The organism is Streptomyces telluris, from assembly GCF_024519335.1.
Classification (GTDB): domain Bacteria; phylum Actinomycetota; class Actinomycetes; order Streptomycetales; family Streptomycetaceae; genus Streptomyces; species Streptomyces telluris.
On the sequence record NZ_JANIID010000039.1, the window covers coordinates 35,259 to 47,011 of the forward strand.

At 75.1% G+C, this 11,753-nt stretch carries 9 protein-coding genes; 7 read left to right on the forward strand and 2 right to left on the reverse strand.

Translation table 11 applies throughout. From position 1 onward, the window contains the following. Positions 1 to 3 precede the first annotated feature (3 nt). Positions 4 to 2,151, forward strand: a complete 2,148-nt coding sequence (locus NQU55_RS31040) for a CHAT domain-containing WD40 repeat protein (RefSeq protein WP_168091066.1) — start codon at positions 4 to 6, stop codon at positions 2,149 to 2,151. Positions 2,152 to 2,214: 63 nt separating this feature from the next. Here the strand turns inward: NQU55_RS31040 and NQU55_RS31045 are convergent, their stop codons facing one another. Then, positions 2,215 to 2,613, reverse strand: coding sequence for a hypothetical protein (locus NQU55_RS31045; RefSeq protein WP_168091067.1), 399 nt, complete (start codon positions 2,611 to 2,613; stop codon positions 2,215 to 2,217). Between the two features lie 361 nt (positions 2,614 to 2,974). Here NQU55_RS31045 and NQU55_RS31050 point away from each other — a divergent pair, with 361 nt between their 5' ends. The 5 genes from NQU55_RS31050 (at position 2,975) to NQU55_RS31070 (ending at position 8,760) form a co-directional block, all read left to right on the forward strand. Continuing rightward, positions 2,975 to 4,504, forward strand: a complete 1,530-nt coding sequence (locus NQU55_RS31050) for a hypothetical protein (protein WP_168091068.1) — start codon at positions 2,975 to 2,977, stop codon at positions 4,502 to 4,504. A 45-nt stretch (positions 4,505 to 4,549) separates the two neighbouring features. Next, positions 4,550 to 5,119 carry a GNAT family N-acetyltransferase gene (locus NQU55_RS31055; RefSeq protein ID WP_168091069.1) on the forward strand — a complete coding sequence of 190 codons (570 nt, stop codon included), beginning with the start codon at positions 4,550 to 4,552 and terminating at the stop codon, positions 5,117 to 5,119. A gap of 51 nt (positions 5,120 to 5,170) precedes the next feature. Further along, positions 5,171 to 7,186 carry a DUF5107 domain-containing protein gene (locus NQU55_RS31060; RefSeq protein WP_168091070.1) on the forward strand — a complete coding sequence of 672 codons (2,016 nt, stop codon included), beginning with the start codon at positions 5,171 to 5,173 and terminating at the stop codon, positions 7,184 to 7,186. Positions 7,187 to 7,292: 106 nt separating this feature from the next. Further along, positions 7,293 to 7,874 carry a TetR/AcrR family transcriptional regulator gene (locus tag NQU55_RS31065; protein WP_168091071.1) on the forward strand — a complete coding sequence of 194 codons (582 nt, stop codon included), beginning with the start codon at positions 7,293 to 7,295 and terminating at the stop codon, positions 7,872 to 7,874. A gap of 124 nt (positions 7,875 to 7,998) precedes the next feature. Next, positions 7,999 to 8,760, forward strand: coding sequence for an SDR family NAD(P)-dependent oxidoreductase (locus tag NQU55_RS31070; protein ID WP_168091072.1), 762 nt, complete (start codon positions 7,999 to 8,001; stop codon positions 8,758 to 8,760). Here NQU55_RS31070 and NQU55_RS31075 read toward each other — a convergent pair. Next, positions 8,750 to 10,165, reverse strand: coding sequence for an amino acid permease (locus NQU55_RS31075; RefSeq protein WP_256791565.1), 1,416 nt, complete (start codon positions 10,163 to 10,165; stop codon positions 8,750 to 8,752). The two genes, NQU55_RS31070 and NQU55_RS31075, sit on opposite strands and share 11 nt — an antisense overlap. Positions 10,166 to 10,535: 370 nt before the next feature. Between NQU55_RS31075 and NQU55_RS31080 the strand changes: the two genes are divergently transcribed. Beyond that, the gene (locus tag NQU55_RS31080; protein WP_168093223.1) at positions 10,536 to 11,744 is read left to right on the forward strand and encodes an aminotransferase class I/II-fold pyridoxal phosphate-dependent enzyme; all 1,209 of its coding nucleotides are present in this window, start codon (positions 10,536 to 10,538) and stop codon (positions 11,742 to 11,744) included. Positions 11,745 to 11,753 lie beyond the last annotated feature (9 nt).

Below are 11,753 nucleotides of genomic sequence, written 5' to 3' on the forward strand. Positions count from 1 at the left end.
GTGATGCGCGGAGCCGCCGATTTCGTCCTGGAGGTCAGCGGCGGCGGTCCCGGCGGGCGGTACACGGTGGCCGTCTCCTCACCGGCCGGCGAAGGGAGCCTCGCCGTCGACCTGGACCCCGTCGCCATCGGCGCCCGCCTCGCCGACCTCCAGCGGGCCGTCCTCGCCTCCTCCGTGACACCGCGCGCGGCGGCGCTCGGCCTGGAGCGGCCCGTGCGGGAGGTCGGGGAGCGGCTCTTCCGCGCCGTGTTCGACGGACACCTGCGCGGGCTGTACCTCGCCAGCCGTCAGCACGCCGGCGAGCGCGACCAGGCGCTGCGCGTGGTCCTGCGCATCCGTGCCCCCGAACTCGCCGCCCTGCCCTGGGAGCTGCTCTACGACGAGGAGTCCGCGGAGTACCTGTGCCTGCGCCGGCCCCTCGTCCGCTACGTCGACCTGCCCGAGCCCCTCGCCCCGCTGCGCTCCGAACCGCCCCTGAAGATCCTCGGCATGACCTCGCTGCCCCGCTCCCGCGCGCCCCTGGGCGCGGAGAGCGAGCGGGCCGCCCTGTCCGTCGCGCTGGGCCCGCTGACCGAGCGCGGCCTGGCCGACCTCGACTGGGTGCCCGGCCAGACCGCGGACGACCTCTCCCGCAGACTGCTCCGGGGCTGCCACGTCCTGCACTTCATCGGGCACGGCGCGTACGACCCGCAGCGCCACGAGGGCATGATCACCCTGGCCGGCGCGGACGGGCGCGAGCACCACCTGCACGCCTCCGCCCTCGCCTCGCTCCTCAGCGTGGCCCGGCCCCGGCCCCAGCTGGTGGTCCTCAACAGCTGCCAGAGCGGCATGGGCAACGCCGAGGACCTCTTCTCCAGCACGGCCGCCGTGCTCGTGCGCACCGTACCGGCCGTCGTCGCCATGCAGTTCGCCGTCACCGACAAGGCGGCCACCCGCTTCGCCGCCTCCTTCTACCAGGCGCTGGCCCAGGGCCGCACCGTCGACGAGGCCGTACGGGTCGGCCGGATCGCCCTGGTCGTCGACAAGGACGACAGCCTGGAGTGGGCGACCCCGGTGCTCTACCTGCGCGGCGGGGACGCCCGCCTCTTCGACATGCCCGCCGCCTGGGCGCAGGCCGGACCGGCCGTACCGCTGCCCGGTACGGACCCCGTACCGCCGAAGCCGCCCACGCCCCCGGCGACGGCGAACGGACGGCCCGCGGCGGCGGCCGGCCCGCCCGCGGCGCCCGGCGGCGCACTGGCACCGCCCGGCGCCCCGCCCATGGCGCCCGGCGCGGCGATCACCTCGCGCGTCCTCGACACCCGCCAGTGGGTGCACGCCCTCGCCTTCCACCCCGACGGCAGACGGCTGGCCACCGGGTCCCGCAACCGGGTCAGGGTCTGGGACGCCCTGACCGGCAACCGCATATGGGAGCAGCCGGTGGGCGGCTGGCTCTCGTCCGTCTTCGCCGCGGCGTTCAGCCCCGGCGGCCGCCGCCTGGTCACCGGGGGCGCCGACAACACCGTCCGCATCTGGGCCTCCTCCAACGGCGAGGAGCTGCTGCGCCTGCGCCACGACCACGTCGTCTTCGGCGTGGCCTTCAGCCCCGACGGCTTCCGCGTCGCCTCCGCCTCCGCCGACCGCACCGTCCGGCTGTGGGACTCCACCAGCGGCGACCCGATGCTGCGCATCACCCACGACCAGGTCGTGACGGACGTCGCCTTCAGCCCGGACGGCACGCGCCTCGCCTCCGCCTCGGCCGACCGCTCCGTCCGGCTGTGGTCGCTCGGCGGCGACGCGCTGCTGCGCCTGCGCCACGACCACGCGGTCAAGGCCGTCGCGTTCAGCCCCGACGGCGGCCGGCTGGCGACGGCCGGTGACGACGGCTGCGTCCGCGTGTGGGACGCCGGAAGCGGCCACCGGCTGCTGCTCGTGCGGCACGGGGACGCCGTGAAGGACGTGGCGTTCAGCCCCGGCGGGCACTGGCTCGCCACGGCCTCCGCGGACCGCACGGCGGGCGTGTGGGCCGTCGCGGACGGCACCCGCGCGCTGCGCGTGCAGCACCACCACACCGTCTTCTGCGTGGCGTTCGGCCCGGACGGCGGCTGGCTGGCCAGCGGCAGCGAGGACAAGACGGTGAAGCTGACGCCGGTGCCGGGGGAATGCGGATGAGCCCGGCGGGGAGGCCGCCGGGCCCATCACAGGGGGACCGGCGCAGGGGACCGGTCCGGGGGATCAGCGCGGTGCGGTGCAGATCGCGACCGCTCTGATCGTTTCGGTGGCTCCGCCCGCGGGGTTGATGTTCGTCCCGCGCACCACCCAGCCGTTGCCCTCCTGGAAGGAGTCGGTGAACAGGACGCGGAAGGCGCTGGTCTTCCCTCCGCCGCCGCTGGGCACCCGGCCCGCCGGGCAGGAGACGAAGGCGCGGCCGTTGCCCTGCGGCGCCACGTTCACGGTCGGGCCCTCGACCTGGTCGAATCCGCCGACCTCCGGACCGTCCTCGGCGAACTCCTCGGCCTTGTCCGCGGCGACGACGGGCTTGTCGTCGCCGGCGTTCTCCGCCGAGGCCGTGGTGACCAGTCCGCCGGTGAGGGCCGCGACCGCCGCCATGGCGAGGATGATGGTGCGCTTCATGCCGACCTCCTGTGTCGTGAAGCTGTGGACGGCTTCCCGAGGGATGCGGAAGCTCCGGATCCACAAGCTACGGAGGAAGGAGTGATCGAGTGCAGGGAGCGATGGTGGGTACCGCGGGGGCGCGCGGAAGTGAAGCCGCATCCGTGGAATGGCTGACGTCCGGGGGCGGTGGGGCACCCGGTGCACATGGGCCAACTGCTGCTGGCGGAGGGCTGTTTCCGGGGCGCCGCTCCCGCATCGATGCGCCCTGCAGGTAACCCCCGCGCCCCTCGTGTGGTGGATGCCCCGCTTGTCCCGTTCGCGGGCACTCTGAACCCTCCAGCGCGCGCCCGTCAGGCGGCACCAGGCAAAGGGGGCTCCCGTGCCCGACCCCATCACGATCAGCATCGAACCGTACCAGGAGGGCACGGCGACGGCCTCGTCCCTCGCCGGTGACCTCATCGGCCTCCCCGCCGTCCGCGAGCGCATCTCCGGACCCCGGCCGGCCGTCGCCGACTTCCGGCTCCTGGAGAAGGACGCCGGCGCCGACGCGCCGTTCCGCGCCGTCGTCCACGACCCGGACGCCTACCGCTCGGTCGAGGTCACCGGCCGGCTGGGCGACCTGGCCGGAGCGGCCGTGCGCTCGGTGCGGTTCCAGCCGCTGCCCGGCCGCGAGGAGTTCGACCGGGCGGTCGAAGCGGTGCGCGCCCACGCCGAGTTCGGGCCACAGCTGGCGGCCGACGGCGCGCTCGCGTACCGGCCCATGCCGCCGCTCGCCGACGTCACCCACGCCGACGGCACCGTGGACCGCGTCGTCACCGTCGGCCTGCGCACCCCCGGCAGTGACGTCAAGCACCGCATCGTCGGCGTGCGCACCAAGGACGGCACGGTGATCCCCGCCCCCGAGGGGGTCTCCGCCCCCTCCGCCCTGGACTGCGTGACCATCCCGCCCGCCGACAACTGCCCCGACCCGTCCGGCGGTCCGCGGGCCGTCCGCGTCCGGGTGCGCCGCGGGACCACCGAGCTGTGGAACCTGGTCGTCAACCGGCCCAGGACCTCCTCCGGCGTCAACGGCTCCGGCGCGGAGCTGCGATTCGTCGACTACAAGGGCGAGCGCGTCCTCTACCAGGCCCACGCGCCGATCCTCAACGTGCGCTACACGAACGACCGGTGCGGACCCTTCCGCGACTGGGCGAACGAAGAGGTGTGCTTCGACGCGACGGGCTCCGACCCGGTCGGCCCGGGCTACCGCCTGTGCACCTCGGCGCCGCGCACGATCCTCGACACCCACAGCGACCAGGGCAACTTCCGCGGCGTCGCGTTCTTCCACGACGGCTCCGCGCTCCGCATCGTCAGCGAACTCGCCGCCGGCTGGTACCGCTACGTCACCGAGTGGCGGCTCGCCGACGACGGGACGATCCTGCCGCGCTTCGGCTTCTCCGCCGTCACCAACCCGTGCACCTGCCTGGCCCACACCCACCACGTGTACTGGCGGCTGGACCTGGACGTCGGAGGCTCGACCGCCAACCGGGTGGACGAGTTCAACGACGCCACCGGCTGGACGCCCGTCCGCCTGGAGACCCAGCGCACCCGCAACCCCGCGAGCCACCGGCAATGGCGCGTCGTCGCCCCGGCGACCGGCCGCGGCTACGTCCTCGTGCCGGGCGCGAACGACGGCACGGCGGACGCCTACGGCGTGGCCGACCTGTGGGTCCTGCGCTACCGCGGCACGGAGACCGACGACGGACGGCCCTCCGACACGCGCGCCCACATCGGCGATTTCGTCAACGGCGAATCCGTGGACGGACAGGACCTCGTGGTCTGGTACGGGGCCCACTTCTTCCACGACGAGGCCGGTCCGCCGCCCCCGTCGCACGTCGTCGGCCCGGACCTCCGCCCGGTCGTGGTGTGATCGCGGCTCCTCCCCGGGGCGGCGGCCGGACCGTACGATGATGCGGTGCCCGACCACCAGACCGCCGACGCCCGCGCCCGCGTCCTCGCCGAGGGGCCGCGGGTGGCCGTCCGGGCCGTCACGCCGGAGGACGGCCCGGAGTTCACCCGCCTGGTCCGGGACAGCGCGGACCTGCACCACCCGTGGCTGTCCATGCCCACCACCGAGGAGGGCTTCGCGCAGTACGCCGCCCGCTTCGACGGGGAGCAGCGGGCGGGCTTCCTCGTGTGCCTGCGCGACTCCGGGCGCCCGGCCGGCTTCGTCAACATCAACAACATCGTGCGCGGAGCCTTCCGGTGCGGCGCGCTCGGCTACGGCGCGTTCGTGCCGTCCGTCGGGCGCGGCCTCATGAGCGAGGGGTTCGGGCTCGTCCTGCGCCACGCCTTCGGCCCGCTGGGGCTGCACCGCCTGGAGGCGAACATCCAGCCGGGCAACACGGCGTCACTCGCACTGGTGAAGCGGCACGGCTTCCGGCTGGAGGGCTTCTCCCCGGATTTCCTCTTCATCGGCGGGGCGTGGCGCGACCACGAACGCTGGGCGATCACCGCGGACATGCCGCGGGAGCACCAGGATTGAGACCGGACCGCCGGGGCTGACCCCGGACCGCCAGGGTTGAGAGAGGTTGCCGTGCCCACGACCATCCGACGCGCCGTGCTGTCCCTGCCCGCCGCCCCGCTCGGCGCGGAGGATCCGCTGCCGTCCCTGCGCACGGCCGCCGACGTCCACCGCATCGACGCCGAGCAGCGCAGGGCCCTGCCCGCCGACATGGCCCGCCAGGCAGGCCACGCGCCCCTGCGGTCCCTGCTGCCGGTGCGCCGCCGCGACGGCTACTCCCGCAGGCGCACCCCCGCCGATCTCGAGGCGATCGTCATCGAGAACGACCGGCTGCGCGCCACCGTCCTGCCCGGCCTCGGCGGGCGCGTGCACTCCCTGGAGCACAAGCCGACGGGCCGGCAGCTGCTCTACCGCAACCCCGTCCTGCAGCCCGCCTCGTTCGCCCTGAACGGCGCCTGGTTTTCCGGCGGCATCGAATGGAACATCGGTGCGACCGGCCACACGACGCTGTCCGTGGCCCCGCTGCACGCGGCCCGCGTGCCCGCCCCCGACGGCGGGGAGATGCTGCGCCTGTGGGAGTGGGAGCGCCTGCGCGACCTGCCCTTCCAGGTCGACCTGTGGCTGCCCGACGGCTCGGACTTCCTCTACGTCGGCGTGCGCATCCGCAACCCCCACGACCGGCCCGCGCCCGTCTACTGGTGGTCGAACATCGCCGTCCCCGAGGAGGCGGGCACGCGCGTGCTCGCGCCCGCGGAGGCGGCCTGGCGGTTCGGCTACGAGCGCAGCCTGCGCCGGGTCCCGGTGCCCGAGTGGGACGGCGCCGACCGCACGTACCCGCTGAACAGCACGCACGCCTCCGACTTCTTCTACGACGTGCCCGGCGGGGAGCGCCGCTGGATCGCCTCCCTCGACGCGGACGGCCACGGCCTCGTGCAGACCTCGACGGACCTGCTGCGCGGCCGCAAGCTCTTCGTCTGGGGCTCGGGCCGCGGCGGCCGGCGCTGGCAGGAGTGGCTCACCGAGCCGGGCACCGGCGGCTACGCCGAGATCCAGGCCGGGCTCGCCCGCACCCAGCTGGAGCACGTGCCGCTGGAGGCGGGCGGCGCGTTCGCCTGGCTGGAGGCCTACGGACCGCTGGCCGCGGACCCCGCCGCCGTGCACGGCGGCGACTGGGCGGCGGCCCGCGGCGAGGCGGCGGCCCGGCTGGAGGCGGCCCTGCCCCGTGCCGCCGTGGACGCGGCGTACGCGGCGTGGCGCCCGTACGCCGACGCCGAGCCGAAGGAGAGCCTGCACACCGGCTCCGGCTGGGGCGCCCTGGAGGCCGAGCGCGGGCACTACGACCTGCCCGGCACGCCCTTCGCCCCGGAGACGCTGGGGGAGGAGCAGGAGCCCTGGCTGGAGTTCCTGCACCGGGGGGAGTTCCCGCGGCCGGACCGGAGCCTGCCGCCCGGCCCCTCGCTCGTGTCGCCCCGCTGGCGCGAGCTGCTGGAGACGATCGGCGACGGCGACCTCTGCGGCGCCTACCACCTGGGGGTCGCCCGCTGGCACACCGGCGACCGCTCGCAGGCCGTCCGCGCCTGGGAGGCCGCGGACGCCCTGTGGTGGGCGAAGCGCTGCCTGGCCTTCGCCGACGCCGAGGACGGCCATCCCGAGCGCGCCGCCGACCGCTATCTGGAGGCGTTCGGCGAAGCCTGCGGGGAGCGGCGCGAGAACGCCCCGTGGACCGCCGCCATGGCCGCGCTCGGCCGTGAGGCGGTGGAGGCGCTGCTGGCCGCGGGCCGGGCGGACGACGCCTCGGCCGTGCTGGACGGCCTGCGCCCGGAGCTCCGCGAGCACGGCCGCTTCCGGCTGCTGCGCGCCCGGGTGCTGCTCGCGCAGGGGGACGCCGCGGCCGCGCAGGAGGTCTTCGAGCGCGGCTTCGAGGTGGAGGACCTGCGTGAGGGCGACGAGTGCCTCGGCGAGACCTGGTACGCGATCCGGGCGCGGCTGCTGGCGGGCGAGGGGCCCGTCACCGAGGAGATCCGCGCGCGGGCGCGGGCCCGGGCGCTGCCCCGGCCGTACGACTTCAGGATGCGGCCGGCCCCGTAGGCCTCCGGCCGTCTTCCGGGTCCTCCTGCCCGGCCGTCCCCGGCGGCCGGGCTTTCTGGACCGTTCATTCTTGACCGAACGTTCTCGAATCCGCTACGGTCAACTCATGGCCAGGACCAAGGAATTCGATCCGGATGCCGCGCTCCAGTCGGCCGTCGAGCTGTTCTGGCGGCGCGGCTACGAAGCGACGTCGATGGCCGACCTCGTCGGTCACCTGGGCATCGCACGGGCCAGCCTGTACGCGACGTTCGGCAGCAAGCACGAGCTCTACCTCAAGGCGCTGCAGCGCTACAGCGAGCAGCACAGCCCGCGCGTGGCCGAGGAGCTCTCGCGCCCCGGCCCGGCCCTGCCGGCCGTGCGGGGGCTGGTGACCCGCTTCGCCGACGAGGCGGCCGACGACGAACTGCGGCGCGGCTGTTTCGTCACCAACACCGCCGTCGAACTGGCGCCGCACGACCCCGCCGCGGCCCGCGGCGTCGAGGAGAGCTGGCTCGCCCTGGAGGCGGCGCTCACCGCCGCACTGACGCGGGCTCAGGAGCAGGGTGAACTGCCGGCCGGCCGCGACCCCGCGGCCCTCGCCCGGATGCTGCTCGTGCTGATGCAGGGCATGCGGGTGGTCGGCAAGGCGGTGCCCGGCCGGGCCCGGCTGCGGGACGCGGCCGCACAGGCCCTCACCCTGCTGGAGTGAACCGGAGCGAGTGAACCGAAGCCAAGGTGACGGACTCCTGCTGCTTTTCCGGACCGCTGCCGCCGTCACGGCATCTCATGCAACACACCCGCCTTTATGCGACCCATTGCTTAGGAGTGTCGACATGACCGCACGTTTCACCGGCCGGACCGTCCTCGTCACCGGCGGCGGTACGGGAATCGGCCAGGCCATCGCCCTTGCCTTCGCCCGGGAGGGCGCCCGGGTGGTGGTCGCGGGCCGCAGGGAGGAGCCGCTGAAGGAGACCGTGGCCTTCGTGGAGGCGGAGGGCGGCGAGGCGGTCGCCGTCACCGCGGACGTGACCCGGGCCGAGGACGTGCGGGCCCTGGTGGAGCAGACCGTCGCGCGCTTCGGCAGCCTCGACGTCGCCGTCAACAACGTGGGTCTGGCCGTTCCCCCGGCCAAGGTGGCGGACGTGCCCGAGGAGGACTTCGACCGGATCGTCGAGACCAACCTCAAGGGCGTCTGGCTGTCCATGAAGTACGAGATCGGGCACATGCGCGCCAACGGCGGCGGCGCCATCGTGAACATCGCGTCCAACGTCGGCGCCCACCGCAGGAAGCCGGGATTCGGCGCGTACACGGCCACGAAGGCGGCCGTCTCCGCCCTGACGCGCAACGCCGCGCTGGACCACATCGGCGAGGGCGTGCGGATCAACGCCGTGAGCCCCGGGCCCGTCGAGACGCCGATGTCCTCGCGCCCCGGCGAGTCCTCGCTCGACAAGGCCGAGCGCATGAGCCGCGAGGTGCCGGCCGGCCGCGCGGGCACCCCCGACGAGATCGCCTCCGCCGTGCTCCACCTCGCCTCGGACGAGGCCGGCTACACCGTGGGTGCCGACCTCGTCCTCGACGGCGGCGTCACGGCCTGACGGCCTCCGCCTGCTCCGCTCGCTCCGCCGTCCCGGCCCGCTCCGGGGCGGCGGACTGCGCGCCGGCCCCGTCCTGCGCCGCGGCCTGCTCCGTGGAGCGGCGGGCCGTCAGCCACACGTAGACGAGGATGCCGGCGAAGAGGAACAGCACGCCCTGGTAGACGGCCGCGTACCCGGCGCCCGCCACCAGCCAGAAGGAGAAGGCGAACGCGCCCAGCGCGAGCGCCATGTCACGGACGAAGCGCCCGGTGCGGACCTTGTCCCGCTGCCCCGTGAGCAGGAAGTACACCTGCGCGGCGGCGGCCAGCAGGTACGGGACCGTCGCGGAGAACGTCGTGATGAGGACGAGGATCTCGAAGACCCCGCCCACGCCCGAGGTGTAGTTGACGACGGTCAGCAGCGAGGCGAGGACCGCGGCGGCGAGCACGCCGAACGTCGGCACGCCGCGCTTCTTCTTCCCGAACGCGGCCGGGAACAGCCCGTCCTTCGCGGCGGCGTAGGGGGCCTGGGCGCTCATCAGCGTCCAGCCGTTGAGGGCGCCCACGATGGAGATCACGGCGCAGAGGGCGATCAGCGTGCCGCCCCAGTGGCCGCCGAACATCACGTCGACCGCGTCCGAGAAGGGCGCCGTGGACTCCACCAGCTTGTCGTGCTCGACGGTGCCGAAGACCGAGACCGTGCCCAGGAGGTAGACCAGCGCCGCGCCCACGGTGCCCAGGACGCTCGCGCGCCCCACGTTGCGCTCCGGGTCGCGGACCTCGCCCGCGCTCATCGCGGCGGACTCCACGCCCACGTAGGAGTAGAGCAGGATCGCGGCCGACGCCGTCAGCCCGCCGGTCCAGTTGCCGTCGGAGGTGGTGAACGAGCCCAGCTTGTCCGGGTCGAAGAAGAACAGGCCGACGACCGCGACGAACAGCAGCGGCACGAACTTCATCACCGTGGAGATCATCTGGACCGCGCCGACCCAGCGCGTGCCGGCCAGGTTCGCGAGCGTGGGCAGCCACAGCATCGCCAGCGCCATCGCGAGGTCCCCGGCCATGGAGCCCTTGCCGGTCATGACGTGCAGGTAGCCGACGCCGGCCACGGCGAGGGCCGCGTTGCTCACCCACGTCATGGTCCAGAACGACCAGGCGGACAGGAAGCCGGCGAAGTCGCCGAAGGCCTCGCGCGCGTAGACGTACGGGCCGCCGGTCCTCGGATGGCGCTCCGCGAGGCGCCCGAAGACCAGGGCCAGGGCGATGGCGCCGACGGTGAGGACGCCGAACGCGAGCAGGCTGACCGTGCCGAACGGGGCGACGGACGCGGGCAGCAGGAAGATGCCGCCGCCGATGATGTTGCCCATGACCAGGGCAGTGGCGGTCGGGAGGCCGAAACGGCGGGTGTGCGTGCCGTCGGTGTCGTGCATGAGGGGGTGTGCCTCTCGGTCCAGCGGGCAGGTTCGCCAGGATGTGCGACACGACATGGTGACCGGAGCTGGGCAGTCCGCAAAATCCTTTGTTTTTGTCCCGCCGCCCCCGCCCGGCGGCCGCAAATGGTGCTGCGATACGGGCCCCGGGCCGTGATTCGTCCAGCCGCCCCCGGACCGGCCGCCGCCCCCGCCCCGCGCGGGCCGCACCCGCCCGGCCCCGGCCGAACGACGTCACCCGCCCGCCCGTGTCGGCCCGCTCCGCACCCCCTGATCTGCGAAGGTGGACGGGGGCGGCAGCAGGCGGCCCCGGTGCCGTACAGGCGCTGCCGCCCGGTGCGGACGGCGCGGCGGTCGGAGGTACGGACGGATGCAGGTCAGCTTTCCCGCGCTCCCGGCCGGCACGGCGCCCGAGCGCGGGCTGCCCGTGCTGCCGGAGCTCGCCGCGCGCCTCGCGCAGGCCGCCCGGGACAGCGCACCCGAACCGGTCGGCGGCGGGGACGCCCTGCGCGAGGCCGCCTGCGGCTACTGGGCGCGCCGCGGCCTGCCCACCGCGCCCGAGCACGTCGTCGCCGCGCCCGGGGCCCAGCCCCTGCTGCTCGCGGTCCTCGCGGGGGCCGGCGGCGACGTCCTGCTCACGCGCCCGTGCGCCGCCTGGTACCCGCCGCTCGCCCGGCTCGCCGGCCGCCCCACCTACCACGTGCCGGTGCCCGCCGAGTGCGGCGGCGTCCCCGACCCCTTCGCGCTGCTGGAGACCGTGCGCCGGATCCGCGCCGAGGGCGGCAGACCGCGCGTGCTCGTCCTGTCGGTCGCCGACGACCCCACCGGCTCGGTCACCCCGCCCGAGCTCCTGCACGAGGTGTGCGAGGCCGCCGTCGGCGAGGAGCTGACCGTCGTCAGCGACGAGACCTGGCGCGACATGCGCCACGACCCCGGCGGAACGGTCTTCTTCGGCCCCGCCGAGATGTGGCCCGACCACGTCGTCGTCCTCACCGACCTGGCCGGCGGCCTCTTCCCCACGGCCTGGCCCGCCGCCGTCGCCCGCTTCCCCACCGCCGGGCGCGGCCCCGCCCTGCGCGCCCGGGTCACCTCCGCGCTCGCCGCCGTCCGGGCCGAGCTGGCGCCGCCCGTCGCCGCGGCCGCCGCCTACGCCCTCGACGAGCCCGGGCCCGTCCGGGCCCGGGCCGCCGCCGCCGTCCGGATCTACGGCGCCCTCGCCGACGCCGCGCGCGAGCACCTCACCGCGGCCGGCGTCCTCAGCCGCCCCTCGCAGGCCGGTCCCTACCTCTACGCCGACCTCGGCGAGCTGCGCGCCGCCCTCGCCGACCGCGCCATCACCGACTCCGTCGAGCTCGAAGCGCACCTGAGCACCGCGCTCGGCCGCCCCGTGCCCGGCGGCCACCGCTTCGGCGACGCCCCCGACGCCCTGCGGGTCCGCATCTCCACCCCGCCCCTCCTCGGCGACACCGACGAGGAGCGCCGGCGCGCCCTGGAGGCTCCGGACCCGCTGGCCGCGCCGGGGGTCGCCGCCGCACTGACCAGTTTCGGATCGGCCTTCGGCCGGCTCGCCGGCGGCTGACCTACCGTG